Source organism: Flavobacterium johnsoniae UW101 (genome assembly GCF_000016645.1).
Taxonomy (GTDB): domain Bacteria; phylum Bacteroidota; class Bacteroidia; order Flavobacteriales; family Flavobacteriaceae; genus Flavobacterium; species Flavobacterium johnsoniae.
The window spans coordinates 24,324-40,381 of record NC_009441.1 but is presented as its reverse complement, the minus strand read 5'-3'; the positions used below and the strand labels follow the sequence as shown (position 1 = coordinate 40,381).

9 protein-coding genes, 2 tRNA genes and 2 rRNA genes are annotated in these 16,058 nt (G+C 36.0%); 4 read left to right on the top strand and 9 right to left on the bottom strand.

Annotated features, from left to right (window positions below):
• Positions 1-6 precede the first annotated feature (6 nt).
• The 9 genes from FJOH_RS00205 to thrS form a co-directional block, all read right to left on the bottom strand.
• Positions 7-1,821, bottom strand: a complete 1,815-nt coding sequence (locus tag FJOH_RS00205) for an ATP-binding protein (RefSeq protein WP_052295167.1) — start codon at positions 1,819-1,821, stop codon at positions 7-9.
• Positions 1,787-3,556, bottom strand: a complete 1,770-nt coding sequence (locus FJOH_RS00200; protein WP_011921549.1) for a tetratricopeptide repeat-containing sensor histidine kinase — start codon at positions 3,554-3,556, stop codon at positions 1,787-1,789. The genes FJOH_RS00205 and FJOH_RS00200 overlap by 35 nt, the downstream gene beginning before the upstream one ends.
• A complete protein-coding gene (locus tag FJOH_RS00195; RefSeq protein WP_011921548.1) occupies positions 3,557-5,275 on the bottom strand; it encodes a tetratricopeptide repeat-containing sensor histidine kinase in 1,719 nt (572 codons plus the stop codon).
• A gap of 172 nt (positions 5,276-5,447) precedes the next feature.
• Positions 5,448-5,882, bottom strand: a complete 435-nt coding sequence (locus FJOH_RS00190; protein ID WP_011921547.1) for a carboxymuconolactone decarboxylase family protein — start codon at positions 5,880-5,882, stop codon at positions 5,448-5,450.
• Positions 5,883-5,960: 78 nt separating this feature from the next.
• Positions 5,961-6,533, bottom strand: a complete 573-nt coding sequence (locus FJOH_RS00185; RefSeq protein ID WP_011921546.1) for a Crp/Fnr family transcriptional regulator — start codon at positions 6,531-6,533, stop codon at positions 5,961-5,963.
• A 122-nt stretch (positions 6,534-6,655) separates the two neighbouring features.
• A complete protein-coding gene (gene rplT, locus FJOH_RS00180; RefSeq protein ID WP_008464948.1) occupies positions 6,656-7,000 on the bottom strand; it encodes a 50S ribosomal protein L20 in 345 nt (114 codons plus the stop codon).
• A 185-nt stretch (positions 7,001-7,185) separates the two neighbouring features.
• Complete coding sequence (gene rpmI / locus FJOH_RS00175; protein WP_011921545.1) at positions 7,186-7,383, bottom strand: 50S ribosomal protein L35; 198 nt, start codon at positions 7,381-7,383, stop codon at positions 7,186-7,188.
• A gap of 104 nt (positions 7,384-7,487) precedes the next feature.
• Positions 7,488-7,982 (bottom strand): translation initiation factor IF-3, encoded by a 495-nt coding sequence (gene infC / locus FJOH_RS26415; RefSeq protein ID WP_217654116.1) that lies wholly within the window; start codon positions 7,980-7,982, stop codon positions 7,488-7,490.
• A gap of 76 nt (positions 7,983-8,058) precedes the next feature.
• Positions 8,059-10,005: a threonine--tRNA ligase gene (gene thrS, locus FJOH_RS00160; RefSeq protein WP_011921543.1), complete on the bottom strand. Its 1,947-nt coding sequence runs from the start codon at positions 10,003-10,005 to the stop codon at positions 8,059-8,061.
• A 979-nt stretch (positions 10,006-10,984) separates the two neighbouring features.
• Between thrS and FJOH_RS00150 the strand changes: the two genes are divergently transcribed.
• The 4 genes from FJOH_RS00150 (at position 10,985) to FJOH_RS00135 (ending at position 15,982) form a co-directional block, all read left to right on the top strand.
• A 16S ribosomal RNA gene (locus FJOH_RS00150) occupies positions 10,985-12,498 on the top strand.
• Positions 12,499-12,623: 125 nt separating this feature from the next.
• Positions 12,624-12,697, top strand: a tRNA-Ile gene (locus FJOH_RS00145).
• A gap of 140 nt (positions 12,698-12,837) precedes the next feature.
• Positions 12,838-12,911 (top strand) — tRNA-Ala (locus tag FJOH_RS00140).
• A 187-nt stretch (positions 12,912-13,098) separates the two neighbouring features.
• Positions 13,099-15,982: ribosomal RNA gene (locus FJOH_RS00135) — 23S ribosomal RNA — on the top strand.
• Together the 16S and 23S rRNA genes with 2 tRNA genes alongside form the textbook arrangement of a ribosomal RNA operon.
• The last annotated feature ends 76 nt before the right edge of the window (positions 15,983-16,058 follow it).

Here is a 16,058-nt window from a genome sequence, read left to right as displayed (position 1 = left end):
CTTGTTTTATAATGGGAATGTGAAACTTATTTTGAAACCATTTTCTGTATAATTGCCAAAATTAATAGTTCCATTCGTGGTTTTAATACGGTTTTCCACATTTTCAAGATGTTTTTTTAAAATTATTCTTTCATTTTGCGTTTTAGAACTGTTGTCGCTGTATGTAATTACAATATTTTTATTGATTATTTTAAATGATAATATGATCAAAGTCAAGTCGTTGTATTTTTTCATGTTGTAAAATAGCTCTTGTAATACCCTGTAAATAATAATTTTTTTGATCTTGTTAATTTTATTCCACTTTATGGTATCAAGACCATTTACTAATAAATTTAGATTTGGAGTTTTAAAACCCGATATCATTTCCTTCAACCCCATATCGTAATTTTCATTGGTTACAATAGAACTGTTTTCTCTGGAAATGTTTCTGGTTTGAGAGTATATTTCATCTAATTTTATTAAAAACTGATTTTTATTTTCATCATTTTGTAAATCTTTATTTTGTGCAAAAAGCAATGTATGATGCACCTTATTTGTCAATTCATTACGCAGTTTCTTAGAAATTCTCATTTCACTTTCAAAAACAGCTTCTTTTTTTTCTTTTTCTCCTTTTATAAATAAGTAGAGTGGCAAAAGTAAAAGAACAGCTATCGTGAAAGTAATAATGATATAGGATATGGTATTTCTATTTTTATGCTTTTGTAATAACAGTTCATTTTCCGCTTTTTCGGCTTTGAGTTTTAGATTTTCTTCTTTATCAGTTTTAGATTCGTATTTAATTATTGAGAATTGATTTTTTGCTTGTTTTCTGCTGGATAATATACTGTCAATTATTTTTACGTATGCTTTAGAATATTTTTTAAGTTCTTTTCCTTCAGATTTTCTAATTAAGTCTCCTAAAGTATTTGCTTTAAATGATGCAGACTTTGCCCTGCAGGCAGACTGATATTGTTTTTCTGTATATATTTTAGATAATTTAGGATTGGTTTCAGCATAAACCATAGCTACACTAGAATAGGTACTCATTAATTCATAATCTGACTTTAATCTTTCCTGTATCTTCAGACTCTTTTTATAATATTCTAATGCTTTTGGATTTCCGAGCTTGAAATAACAAAATCCTAGGTTGTTTAATAGTAAGGAATAATTAATATCGGTTTTTGCAGAATCAGTTTCGTGTTTAATTTTTATTCTGGCTAATGGCTCCAATGCATCTATTATCTCTTTATATCTTTTTTGTCTTAAGTAAACTAAAGCAATGTCATTTATGATTACTGATTTTTTGTATGGTGTTGCAGCTAGTCTCAATGCTTTTCTGTGGTATAACAGTGCATCACTATTGTCATAAGTAAAGAAATAGTTGTAAGCTAAGAGGGTGTAAGTGTTATAAGTGTATTTAGGTTTGCTTGTTTTTTTTAAATATGGAAAAACTTTTAATAAAGCTTCTTCGCATGCCGTGTAGTTGTTTGTATTCTGATGTAAATTTGCTATAGATAATTGAGAATAAACATAATCATCTGCATAATCATCAATAGGATCACAAAGTGCAATTGCTTTTTTATAAAAGAAATATGCGCTGTCGTAATTAATTTGGTCAAATAAGCGATCAGCTTCAGTTATGTTTTTATTTATTTCAACAGAATTGTTTTTTTTAATCTGTTGAATAATTATTACCTGGTTTCTATGCAGCTGATAAAGTAATACTACCCCAATTAAAAGTATAATCAGAAAAAAAATAAGATACTTTAGAAAAGTTTTATTTTTTATAATTTCAAGCATCTTCATATTAAAAAGGAATTTTAATTGATATTTTAAATCCATTGTCGGGATTTGATTCAAATTGAATTTCACCTTTTACATTTAAAATACGATTCTCAATTATTTGAAGACCACTTTTAGATACTTGGTTCATGTTAACACCTTTACCATTATCTGTATAATTTATAATAATATTTTTTTTAATGACTTTAAAATTAACTCCAGCAAGTGTTGCGCTGCTGTGTTTTTTCATGTTTACAAGTAGTTCTTGTATGACTCTGTAAATAATTATTTTTTTGTTTTTATCAATTTTAATCCAGTTAATATCAGTAAGGCCATTTGTAAAAACATTTGTATCTGTTGTTTTAAAAGTAGATATCATATTTTTCAATGTCAAACTGTATCTTTTATCAGTTATAATATCGCTGTTTTCTTTTGAGATATTTCTGGTTTGAGAATAGATTTTTTCGAGACTTTCTAATAATTCATTTTTATTATCAGCAGTTTCTAAATCATTATTTTTAGCATATGTTAAAACATTCTGAACTTCATTTAAAAGTTCATTGCGTAATTTGTTAGAAATCCGGGTTTCACTTTCTTGTATGGCATTGTTTTTTTGTTTCCTCCCTTTTATTGATAAGTAAAAACTAAGTATGATGCACAATGTTAAAATAAAAGTTATTATTACCCCCGAAATTATATTGCTGGTTTTATGCTGCTGAAGTTTAAGTTCGTTTTCTGCTTTTTCTGCTTTAAGGTGTAAATTCTCGTCTTTATTTATTTTTGAGTAATATTTGATGTTTGTAAATTGATTTCTAGCCGATTTTCTAGAATTAATTACACTGTCAGTCAGTTTTATATAATCTATAGTATATTTTTTTAACTCAGATCCTTTACTAAGCTTTATTAAATAAGCAAGTAGTTCCATTTTGGCACTGTTAGCATTTACTTCCCTTGCTGTTTCGTAGGATTTCTTTGCGTACTGTAAAGCAAGCTCAGGATTATTTTCCATGTAGTAATCAGAAAGAGATTTATAATTATTAAGCAATATGAACTTATTAGTTCCCTGTAAGGTGGTTGCTAAACTTTTGAGATAAAGATCTAATGCTTTAGGTTTTTTTAAATTAAAATAACAGACTCCAAGACTGTTCTGCAAAGAAGCATAAAAATAATCACTTAACAGAGGTTCTCTTTTGTAAACTATTTTTCTTGCAGTCAGCATTTCTAGTATTTCTGCAGCTATATCGTAACGGTTTTGTTCCATATATACACGAGCTATGTCGTTTAAAACAATAGCCTTTTTATAGGGTGTGCCAGGTAATTTTAATGCTTTTGTGTGGTAAAAAAGCGAATTTTCAAAATCATAAGTATTATAATAATTCATTCCCATATTACTGTAAACATTTCGAGCATAAATAGGCTCTTTAATTTTACTTAAATAAGGAAGGGTTTTTGTCAATAATTCTTCACTTTCAATAAAATTACCAATAAGTGTTTGTATTTCAGCCATCGAAGACAGCGTATAAACATACTTTGTATAATCAATTTCTGGATCATACATTGGTAAAACCTTATTATAAAAATAATAAGAGCTGTCTAGTTTTTCTTCATCATAATATTTATCAGCTTTCTCTATAAGCTTATCAAGTTCTATTGCTTGATATTTCTTTTTGCTTTTTTTCTCAACTGTCTTCTCATTGGGATTTATAAAAAAAACAGCCCCAATAAATGAGATAAGAATTAAGCCTATATACAAAGACTTTATGGAATGATTAATAAAAAAACTTTTTTTACTCATTTATCGAGAAAACTTAAAAGTTAGTTTAAATCCTTTACCTGCTGCCGAATCTATTTGCATTTCTCCTTTAAGATGGAGAATTTGATTTTCGATATTATGTAAGCCGTTTTTAAAAATAATATCTTGATTGTCTACACCCTTTCCATTATCATAATAATGAATTATAATATCCTTTTTTGCTGTTTTAAAATTGATTCCTACGACAGATGCATTACTGTGTTTTTTCATATTTACAAGTAATTCTTGTAATATTCTATAAATCGTTTTCTTTTTGTTTTGGTCAATATCTTCCCAGAAAATAGAATCTAAGCCATTTATGATAATATTAATAAAAGGCGTGTTAAAACTTGAAATCATTTTCTTTAGATGAGAAACATAGTTTTCATCTGTTATTCTATAATTATTCTCTTTAGAAATGTCTTTTGTTCTGTAGTAAATAGCATCAAGACTGTTTAATAACTGCTGTTTATTTTCTGCAAGCGATAGATTTTTATGCTCAGCAAAAGCCATCGTATGATAGATATCATTTGCTAATTCATCATGTAATTTCTTTGCGATTTTTGTTTCAATCTTATAACTGGCCTCTATTTTATCTTTGTTAGCTTTAGAAGTTAAAAAGAAATACAATACTAAAATCAAACTTAGACTTAGCAGAATAATAAGATATAGAATGATGTTTCTTATTTTTTGTTTTTCTAATTGGAGTTCATTTTCTGCTTTATTGGTTTTAAGTATTAGATTTTCTTCTTTTTCTTTCTTAGAGTTATACTTGATTTTGGCAAATAAGTTTTTCGCTTTTTGACGTACTTCATATATGCTGTCTACTAAATCTATATATTTAATTGAATGCTGTTTGAGTTCTGTATTCTGACTGTTGTTCATTATGAGTTTAAGTGCAGAAAGCCTCCCATCAACATTCTTAGCTAAAATATATTTCTCATAACTTGTTTTCATATATTTTTTTGCCAAAAGAGGATTTTTATTTTCATAAAAAAGAGCTAAGTTGTAATTGCTTTTGGCAATTTCAAGAGGATCTTTTAGCTGCACTCGTATTTGTAAAGCATCATTTAAAAAAGTATATGCTTCAGAATTGCTTGATAAGTAATAACAATATCCAATTCTGTCCAGTATCTCGGCATGAGTTTTTGGGTTATCTTTTACCTCCTTTTTATCTATAAGTAATAATAAAATCTGTATTGCTTCTTGGTGTTTGTTTTCAGCTATAAAAACTTCGGCTATATTTTTTTGTGATTCAATATTTGTAAACTCATCGATATTTAGTTCTAAAGCTTTTTTGAAATATTTCTCAGCTTTTCTGAATTGATATGTGTTTAAGTAATTAACCCCTAAAACTGAATAAGTATCCCAAATATGTTTAGAATTAGTTATGAGTGTTAAAAAAGGCAGAGCTTCTTTTAGTGTAGTTTTACTGCCAACAAAATCATTTTGATTCTGCTGTATAACGGCCATAGAATTTAGGGTGACAACATATGTGTCAGGATATGTTAACGGATCGCAGATTGATTTTGCTTCATTATAATAATAGAAGGCACTATCAGTTTTTTTCTTCTCAATAAAGAACTCTGCTTTTTTTGTAAGAGCGGCAATTTTTGGCTTTTCATTGTTAGAAGCGTCAAATTTAGGTTCCTTTTTTTGGCATGAAAAAAGAACTAAAATAATAGCTTGAAAGCAGTAAAAATGGACATTTTTTAACATCATGTGCCAAAAATAAAAAATCTGAATTCCTGTGAAAGAGTATAAATACCTGTTTTTGCAAAATCGTTAATTTTCTAATTTTACTAATGTTCATTTACAGCTATATACAAACAACCCCTCACATAGGAGGGGTGTTAAAGTTTTGTAATGTTGTAAATTTATACTTATAAAGCAATTATACAGCTCTCAAACCTGTTGTAATAGCTAATCTGTTCCATGAGTTAATTGTAATGATGGCGAGAATAATTTCGGCAAGATATTTTTCATCAAATAAACGAGCTGCATTTTGATAAACTTCATCAGAAACATGGTTGCTGATTAAAGTTACTTGTTCTGTTAAAGCTAATATTGCTTTCTCTTCTTCGGTATAAACATCAGCTTCACGCCATGCACTTGTTAGGTATATTCTTTGTTCAGAAATTCCATGTTTTCTTGCATCAGCACTGTGCATGTTTATGCAATAAGCACAGCCATTTATTTGAGAAGCGCGTATTTTAATTAATTCCTTGTGTACTGGAGTTAATGAAGTAGATGAAATATATTTTTCCAGGTTTAATAAAGCATTATATGCTTCTGGAGCAACGTTTGGGATAACAATTCTTGATTTCATTTTATATGTTTTAAAAGTTCATTACAAAGGTCAATAATGTATGCTTCCAAAAACTTGAACTACTTCAAGAAATTCAAATCAGACTTTCCCATCTCTTATTTTACTCATAAATTCAGCCGAAAAATCTAAATAGGAGGCAAGCATATATTGTGGTACACGTTGTACAAATTCAGGGAAATGATCATTAAAATGATGATACCTTTCTTCGGCTGACATTGTAAATAAGTACTTAATTCGCATTTGCATAGCGCCAAAACTTTTTTGAGTAACGATTCTGAAATACCTCTCCAGATTCGGAATTTCAATTAGGAGTGCTTCAAAAACAGTTTTATCAATAGCTATTATTTCCGAATTTTCAACAGCCTGCAGATAAAAATTGGATGCTATGTGGTTATGATAACTCAAATAATCGGTAATCCACCAATTTTCAATTGCAAACTGCAGTGTCTGCTCACTTCCTTTAGAATTGATGATGTACTGGCGCATACAGCCCTTTAACATAAAATATAAGGTATTGCAAACTTGTCCTTCCTGTAATAAGTGCTCTTTCTTTTTGACTTTAGTGACACCCAGGTATGATTCTAAAATATCAATTTCTGATGGTTCTAGTATTATAAATTTCTGTATATGATCAAAAAGAGAAGTGAGCATTTAATAATTGTTTTTAAGAAGTTTAAAGGTAAAACAGATTATTATAAAAACAAAAAACCATTCGAATTAACGAATGGTTTCTTTATGATAAGTAAGTAATCTAAATTGAGTTTATAAAACGTTTATTTTACTTTATTAAGTATTGCTTTGAAAGCTTCTGGGTGGTTCATAGCTAAATCTGCAAGAACTTTACGGTTCAATTCGATTCCGTTAGCTTTAACTTTCCCCATGAATTGAGAATAAGACATTCCTTCTAATCTAGCTCCAGCGTTAATACGTTGAATCCATAATGAACGGAAGTTTCTTTTATTCTGTTTTCTGTCACGGTAAGCGTAGCTCATTGCTTTCTCTACCGCGTTCTTAGCAACTGTCCAAACGTTTTTACGTCTTCCAAAGAAACCTTTGGCTTGCTTCATTATTTTTTTTCTTCTTGCTCTTTTAGCAACTGAATTTACCGATCTTGGCATAATTTTAATGTGTTTTTGTAGCAGGCGTCCTGAATTGAATCAAAGGAACTTGAAAGCCATACTCCAAGGTTATATAAATAATTTTTTAACCTAAAGAAAATCTTTAGCCTAATGTCTTAAAGTCAAATGTCTAAAGTCAGATACTGACTTTTAAACTTTATGACTTTCTAACTTTTGACTTATAATTAGATAATTCTTAATTGTTGTTTGATGCTTTTCTCATCAGTTTTGTGAACTAGCGCTGAGTGTGTCAAAGCTAATTTACGTTTTTTAGATTTTTTAGTCAAGATGTGACTTTTAAAAGCATGCTTTCTTTTAATCTTTCCAGAGCCAGTAACTTTAAAACGTTTCTTAGCGCTAGATTTAGTTTTCATTTTAGGCATTTTTCCTAGTGTTTTAATTTATTCTTACTTACTTATTTTTTTAGTTGTCAGTCTCGGTTTTCAGTTTACAGTGCGAAAACTGAAAACTGTGACTGCAAACTGTTTTACTTTTTCTTCTTCGGAGCAATGAACATAATCATTCTCTTTCCTTCTAGAACCGGCATAGCTTCAACTTTACCATATTCTTCTAAATCAGTAGCAAGACGTAATAATAAAATTTGTCCTTGATCTTTATAGATGATAGAACGACCTTTAAAGAAAACGAATGCTTTTAATTTAGCTCCTTCTTTTAGGAACTTCTCAGCATTTTTTCTTTTAAATTCATAATCATGTTCATCTGTTTGAGGACCAAAACGAATTTCTTTTACTACAACTTGAGATGATTTAGCTTTTAATGCTTTATCACGCTTCTTTTGTTCATAAACAAATTTCTTGTAATCCATGATTTTACAAACCGGCGGTTCAGCGTTTGGCGAAATTTCAACTAAATCCAATTCAAATTGGTCAGCTAAACGTAACGCATCAGCGATTTTAAAAACCCCAGGTTCAATGTTTTCACCTACAAGACGTACTTCAGGAACACGAATAAGATTGTTTATTCTGTGCGCATCTTTTTTTTCTACTCGAGGTTGAAAACCTCTGTTACTTTTTATTGCTATGACTTTCTAATTTAAGTTAAACTGTAAATACTTTTAATGTCTTTTTTATTTCTTCGTCTACAATCGAAGCAAACTCTTCGATAGAAACTGTGATGTTTCCTTTTCCTTCTTGTCCGTGACGACGAATTGAAATTGTTCCGTTTTTCTCTTCTTCCTCACCAACGATAAGCATAAATGGAATTTTCTGCATTTCTGCATCTCTAATTTTCTTACCGATAGTTTCATTTCGGTTGTCAATTAGGGCGCGAATTTCGTGATTTTCTAGCAAATCTAAAACTTTTTTAGCATAATTTTCGTATTTCTCGCTCAAAGACAAGATAATAGCTTGCTCAGGCATTAGCCAAAGTGGGAAATTTCCTGCTGTATGCTCTAGTAAAATTGCTATAAATCGTTCCATAGATCCAAAAGGAGCTCTATGAATCATCACAGGACGATGTAGTTCATTATCAGCACCTTTATATGTCAATTCAAAACGCTCAGGTAAATTGTAATCCACCTGAATTGTTCCTAACTGCCATTGTCTTCCTAAAGCATCTTTTACCATGAAATCAAGTTTCGGACCATAAAATGCAGCTTCACCATATTCTACAACAGTATTAAGACCTTTGTCTTTTGCTGCATTAATGATAGCATTTTCAGCTTTCTCCCAGTTTTCATCAGTACCAATGTACTTTTCTCTATCTTCTTGATCTCTTAATGAAATTTGAGCAGTAAAGTTTTCAAAGCCTAACGAACCAAATACATACAATACAAGGTCAATTACTTTTTTGAACTCTTCATCCAATTGTTCTGGAGTACAGAAAATATGCGCATCATCCTGAGTAAATCCTCGAACACGAGTTAAACCATGTAATTCACCAGACTGCTCATATCTGTAAACAGTTCCAAATTCAGCATAACGCTTCGGTAAATCTTTATATGACCAAGGTCTTACATTGTAAATCTCACAGTGGTGAGGACAGTTCATTGGTTTTAATAAAAACTCTTCACCTTCAGCTGGCGTATGAATCGGTTGGAAACTATCAGCTCCGTATTTCGCATAGTGACCAGAAGTAACATATAATTCTTTCTGCCCAATATGTGGACTTACTACTTGCTCATATCCAGCTTTCTTTTGAGCTCTTTTTAAAAATTGCTCTAAACGATCTCTTAAAGCAGCTCCTTTTGGTAACCACAAAGGTAAACCTTGACCAACTTTTTGAGAGAAAGCGAATAACTCTAGTTCTTTTCCTAATTTACGGTGATCGCGACGTTTTGCTTCTTCAAGAAGTTCAAGATATTCAGTAAGATCTTTCTGTTTAGGGAAAGAAGTTCCATAAACACGAGTCAATTGCTTGTTTTTCTCATCACCTCTCCAGTAAGCACCAGCAACACTCATGATTTTTACAGCCTTAATGATTCCAGTATTTGGAATATGACCACCGCGGCATAAATCAGTAAAAGTAGCGTGATCGCAGAATGTAATAGTTCCATCTTCAAGATTTGAAATCAATTCAGTCTTGTAAACGTTGTCTTTATACATTTCCAAAGCTTCTGCTTTAGTTACCGGACGCATTTTAAAATCAAACTTTCCTCTTGCAATTTCAAGAATACGGTCTTCGATTTTTTTGAAATCAGCCTCAGAGATTTTTTGGTCTTCAAAATCAACATCATAATAGAAACCATTTGCAATTGCAGGTCCTAGAGTTAATTTAATTCCAGGATATAATTCCTCAAGTGCTTGAGCCATTACGTGCGAAGTCGAATGCCAGAAAGCTTTTTTACCTTCAGCATCATTCCATGTATATAAAATAAGATTACCATCGGTCGTTAATGGAGTTTCGGTTTCAATAGTTGTACCATTAAAAGATGCAGAAATAACATTTCTTGCAAAACCTTCGCTAATGTTTTTAGCGACCTCCATTGGAGTTACGCCTTGAGCGAACTCTCTAATTGACCCATCGGGTAAAGTAATCTTGATCATTGTTTATAATTTTGTGAATGCAAATATACATGATTACAAAAATACATACAATATATATGTACAAGTTTACTCTATTATATATAAGTATAGTTTTTGCTCTACTATATATAAAGGTAATTCTAGTTTTAACCCGCCAGTTTTTGAAAACCTGTCGGGTTTGTTTTTTTTTGTGTATACATATATAAGTATGGTATTATGATTTTCAGGAGCTAAATCCCGCTATCCGCTTCAATCTTTTTGTGGCGAACCCCGCCACAAAAAGGATTTCCGCTTCTATCGGGGCTAGGGCATCGGTTTCCGGGAGAAGCTTTTAGATGGAAAGATGCCGTTAAAAGGATAAAGAATCATATAAAAAGAGTTGGAAAAGCTGAAAACTCTGCAAAATCGGCAAACCCAAACCTGCGCAAAATAGGAAAATGACAAGTAAATAAAGAAAAACCTCACAGTTATTCAAAAAAGTTGAAATTGTAAATCAGCTGTTATGAGTGAGTTAAGAAAAAGTTTTAAAAAAGATTGAAATTATATAAGCAAAAGGCTTGTAAATGTAAATAAAGGTGGTACTTTTGCACCCGCAACAGCGAAAAACGTTCACATAAATACTGACAGGCATAAGAATTAAAAGAGAAGAAATTTTCAAAAAAAAAGATTCGAAAAAGCTTGTGAGATTTGAAAATGCTTTTTACATTTGCACCCCGCAAAACACGGAAGTTCATTGAAAGATTGGAAGAAAAAATAGAAAAAAAGAAACGAAAAAAAAAGTTTCAAATTTTTTTAAATTTTTCTTGCGAGAAACAAAAAGAAGTTTTAGTTTTGCACCCGCTTTGAGAGACAAGCGGAATACAAAGAAATTACGTTCGTAGACATATTGAATTGACAGCCGTTTTAACAGAGATGTTAGAACAAAAGAAATAAGAGTAATAGAATCGAAAGATTCGGAAAGAAACCGATAGATATTCATCGAGATATAATATTAAAATATACGATGAAGAGTTTGATCCTGGCTCAGGATGAACGCTAGCGGCAGGCTTAACACATGCAAGTCGAGGGGTAGAAGTCTTCGGGCTTTGAGACCGGCGCACGGGTGCGTAACGCGTATGCAATCTGCCTTTCACAGAGGGATAGCCCAGAGAAATTTGGATTAATACCTCATAGTATTATAGAGTGGCATCACTTTGTAATTAAAGTCACAACGGTGAAAGATGAGCATGCGTCCCATTAGCTAGTTGGTAAGGTAACGGCTTACCAAGGCCACGATGGGTAGGGGTCCTGAGAGGGAGATCCCCCACACTGGTACTGAGACACGGACCAGACTCCTACGGGAGGCAGCAGTGAGGAATATTGGTCAATGGACGCAAGTCTGAACCAGCCATGCCGCGTGCAGGATGACGGTCCTATGGATTGTAAACTGCTTTTGTACGAGAAGAAACACTCCTATGTATAGGAGCTTGACGGTATCGTAAGAATAAGGATCGGCTAACTCCGTGCCAGCAGCCGCGGTAATACGGAGGATCCAAGCGTTATCCGGAATCATTGGGTTTAAAGGGTCCGTAGGCGGTTTAGTAAGTCAGTGGTGAAAGCCCATCGCTCAACGGTGGAACGGCCATTGATACTGCTGAACTTGAATTACTGGGAAGTAACTAGAATATGTAGTGTAGCGGTGAAATGCTTAGATATTACATGGAATACCAATTGCGAAGGCAGGTTACTACCAGTTTATTGACGCTGATGGACGAAAGCGTGGGGAGCGAACAGGATTAGATACCCTGGTAGTCCACGCCGTAAACGATGGATACTAGCTGTTGGGCGCAAGTTCAGTGGCTAAGCGAAAGTGATAAGTATCCCACCTGGGGAGTACGAACGCAAGTTTGAAACTCAAAGGAATTGACGGGGGCCCGCACAAGCGGTGGAGCATGTGGTTTAATTCGATGATACGCGAGGAACCTTACCAAGGCTTAAATGCAGACTGACCGATTTGGAAACAGATCTTTCGCAAGACAGTTTACAAGGTGCTGCATGGTTGTCGTCAGCTCGTGCCGTGAGGTGTCAGGTTAAGTCCTATAACGAGCGCAACCCCTGTTGTTAGTTGCCAGCGAGTGATGTCGGGAACTCTAACAAGACTGCCAGTGCAAACTGTGAGGAAGGTGGGGATGACGTCAAATCATCACGGCCCTTACGCCTTGGGCTACACACGTGCTACAATGGCCGGTACAGAGAGCAGCCACTGGGTGACCAGGAGCGAATCTATAAAGCCGGTCACAGTTCGGATCGGAGTCTGCAACTCGACTCCGTGAAGCTGGAATCGCTAGTAATCGGATATCAGCCATGATCCGGTGAATACGTTCCCGGGCCTTGTACACACCGCCCGTCAAGCCATGGAAGCTGGGGGTGCCTGAAGTCGGTGACCGCAAGGAGCTGCCTAGGGTAAAACTGGTAACTAGGGCTAAGTCGTAACAAGGTAGCCGTACCGGAAGGTGCGGCTGGAACACCTCCTTTCTAGAGCCTGAGTGTTAGCAGTAATGCACGCTTAGGAAAAATGATGAAATTTAAAGGTTTTGAATTTTAGATTGTATTACTCTTGCTGTTAATTTAAAAAAAATGATAAAAATTAAGTAAAACAGAGTCTCGTAGCTCAGCTGGTTAGAGTACTACACTGATAATGTAGGGGTCGGCAGTTCGAGTCTGCCCGGGACTACTTTTTAAGAATTGACAATTAATACTTGTTAATTGATAATTAAAAAGACTGAAAAGCTTAAAAAGAAGGAAATTCTAGAGTTGAAAGATTACGAATTACAAATAATTCCTAATTCATAATTCACAATTCATAATTAGATTGGGGGATTAGCTCAGCTGGCTAGAGCGCCTGCCTTGCACGCAGGAGGTCAACGGTTCGACTCCGTTATTCTCCACGATTTTAGTCATAAAGATTAAAGTCATAAAGTCCAAAGTGATTCACTTGACGACTTTTGACTTTTGACTAGATAAAGTTCATTGACATATTGAGATAAGAAAATAATAAGAAAGTAGAAAGCGTTTTTTACAATTTTATTGTAAAAAACAAAAAAAACGGTCTTGTTTTAAGTAACAAGATTGGTACAATAAGCAAAATAAGGGCGTATGGGGAATGCCTAGGCTCTCAGAGGCGATGAAGGACGTGATAAGCTGCGAAAAGCTGCGGGGACTGGCACACACAGATTGATCCGCAGATATCCGAATGGGGCAACCCGCTATATTGAAGATATAGCACACCGATAGGTGGGCAAACCCGCTGAACTGAAACATCTAAGTAGGCGGAGGAGAAGAAAACAAAAGTGATTCCGTAAGTAGTGGCGAGCGAACGCGGATTAGCCCAAACCAGTGCTGTTACGGCAGTGCTGGGGTTGTAGGACCACGACATTTTATGCATGCAGAACCGGAAGTTACTGGAAAGTGACGCCAAAGAGGGTGATAGCCCCGTATGGGTAATAAATGTAATAGATAGTGGTATCCTGAGTAGGGCGGGGCACGTGAAACCCTGTCTGAATTCGGCGGGACCATCCGCTAAGGCTAAATACTCCTGAGAGACCGATAGTGAACCAGTACCGTGAGGGAAAGGTGAAAAGAACCGTGAATAACGGAGTGAAATAGATCCTGAAACCATACGCTTACAAGCGGTCGGAGCCCTTTCGTGGGGTGACGGCGTGCCTTTTGCATAATGAGCCTACGAGTTAACGCTGCTGGCAAGGATAAGTACTTCAGGTATGGATCCGCAGCGAAAGCGAGTCTGAATAGGGCGCTTTAGTCAGTAGTGTTAGACGCGAAACCGTGTGATCTACCCATGGGCAGGTTGAAGCTGTGGTAACACACAGTGGAGGACCGAACCGGTTGACGTTGAAAAGTCTTCGGATGACCTGTGGGTAGGGGTGAAAGGCCAATCAAACTCGGAAATAGCTCGTACTCCCCGAAATGCATTTAGGTGCAGCGTTAGTTATAAAGTTATACAGAGGTAGAGCTACTGATTGGATGCGGGGGCTTCACCGCCTACCAATTCCTGACAAACTCCGAATGCTGTATAATGTTCACTAACAGTGAGGGCTTGGGTGCTAAGGTCCAAGTCCGAGAGGGAAAGAACCCAGACCATCAGCTAAGGTCCCCAAATATATGCTAAGTTGAAAGAACGAGGTTTGTCTGCCCAGACAGCTAGGATGTTGGCTTGGAAGCAGCCATTCATTTAAAGAGTGCGTAACAGCTCACTAGTCGAGCGGACGAGCATGGATAATAATCGGGCATAAGCATATTACCGAAGCTATGGATTTGCAAGTAATTGCAAGTGGTAGGGGAGCATTCTAACAGGGTTGAAGGTTTTTCGTAAGGAGGGCTGGACTGGTTAGAAAAGAAAATGTAGGCATAAGTAACGATAATGCGGGCGAGAAACCCGCACACCGAAAAACTAAGGTTTCCACAGCTATGCTAATCAGCTGTGGGTTAGTCTGGTCCTAAGGCGAACCCGAAAGGGACAGTCGATGGCTAACGGGTTAATATTCCCGTACTACTAATTACTGTGATGGGGTGACGGAGTGATGAAAGCGCCGCGAACTGACGGAATAGTTCGTTGAAGTACCTAGCTATAGGTCCTGTAGTAAAATGCGCAGGAACTGGTGAAATACGATAGTACTCGGAGTCTTCGGACAAAGAGATAGTGCGCCTAAGGGCTTCCAAGAAAAACCTCTAAACTTCAGGTAATTAGTACCAGTACCGTAAACCGACACAGGTAGTTGAGGAGAGAATCCTAAGGTGCTCGAGAGATTCATGGCTAAGGAATTAGGCAAAATAGACCTGTAACTTCGGGAGAAAGGTCGCCCTGAGCAATCAGGGCCGCAGTGAAGAGGTCCAGGCGACTGTTTATCAAAAACACAGGGCTCTGCAAAATCGTAAGATGAAGTATAGGGCCTGACACCTGCCCGGTGCTGGAAGGTTAAGAGGAGATGTTATCTTCGGAGAAGCATTGAATTGAAGCCCCAGTAAACGGCGGCCGTAACTATAACGGTCCTAAGGTAGCGAAATTCCTTGTCGGGTAAGTTCCGACCTGCACGAATGGTGTAACGATCTGGACACTGTCTCAGCCATGAGCTCGGTGAAATTGTAGTAACGGTGAAGATGCCGTTTACCCGCAGTGGGACGAAAAGACCCTGTGCACCTTTACTATAGCTTAGTATTGACCTTGGATAAATGATGTGTAGGATAGGTTGGAGACTATGAAGCGGCGTCGCCAGGCGTTGTGGAGTCATTGTTGAAATACAACCCTTTGTTTATCTGAGGCCTAACCCCGCTATGCGGGGGACAGTGCTTGGTGGGTAGTTTGACTGGGGTGGTCGCCTCCAAAAGAGTAACGGAGGCTTCTAAAGGTTCCCTCAGTACGCTTGGTAACCGTGCGTAGAGTGCAATGGCATAAGGGAGCTTGACTGAGAGACATACAGGTCGATCAGGTACGAAAGTAGAGCATAGTGATCCGGTGGTTCCGCATGGAAGGGCCATCGCTCAAAGGATAAAAGGTACGCCGGGGATAACAGGCTGATCTCCCCCAAGAGCTCATATCGACGGGGGGGTTTGGCACCTCGATGTCGGCTCGTCACATCCTGGGGCTGGAGAAGGTCCCAAGGGTTGGGCTGTTCGCCCATTAAAGTGGCACGCGAGCTGGGTTCAGAACGTCGTGAGACAGTTCGGTCTCTATCTACTGCGGGCGTTAGAAATTTGAGTGGATCTGATTCTAGTACGAGAGGACCGAATTGGACTAACCTCTAGTGTATCTGTTGTCCCGCCAGGGGCACCGCAGAGTAGCTACGTTGGGAAGGGATAAGCGCTGAAAGCATATAAGCGCGAAACCCACCACAAGATGAGATTTCTTTTAAGGATCGTGGAAGATGACCACGTTGATAGGCTATAGATGTAAAGGCAGTAATGTCATAGTCGAGTAGTACTAATAATCCGTAAGCTTATGTACACCCTTTTCCCGGGCCGAAAGGCCCGGGAGGAAACTTTCTAAAACAAAAACTTACTTTTCTTTATCTCAGTATGTT

Coding starts and splice junctions, on each gene's coding strand:
- FJOH_RS00205 (WP_052295167.1), bottom strand. CDS start 1,821: ATGGATTTAAAATATCAATTAAAATTCCTTTTTAATATGAAGATGCTT.
- FJOH_RS00200 (WP_011921549.1), bottom strand. CDS start 3,556: ATGAGTAAAAAAAGTTTTTTTATTAATCATTCCATAAAGTCTTTGTAT.
- FJOH_RS00195 (WP_011921548.1), bottom strand. CDS start 5,275: ATGATGTTAAAAAATGTCCATTTTTACTGCTTTCAAGCTATTATTTTA.
- FJOH_RS00190 (WP_011921547.1), bottom strand. CDS start 5,882: ATGAAATCAAGAATTGTTATCCCAAACGTTGCTCCAGAAGCATATAAT.
- FJOH_RS00185 (WP_011921546.1), bottom strand. CDS start 6,533: ATGCTCACTTCTCTTTTTGATCATATACAGAAATTTATAATACTAGAA.
- rplT (WP_008464948.1), bottom strand. CDS start 7,000: ATGCCAAGATCGGTAAATTCAGTTGCTAAAAGAGCAAGAAGAAAAAAA.
- rpmI (WP_011921545.1), bottom strand. CDS start 7,383: ATGCCTAAAATGAAAACTAAATCTAGCGCTAAGAAACGTTTTAAAGTT.
- thrS (WP_011921543.1), bottom strand. CDS start 10,005: ATGATCAAGATTACTTTACCCGATGGGTCAATTAGAGAGTTCGCTCAA.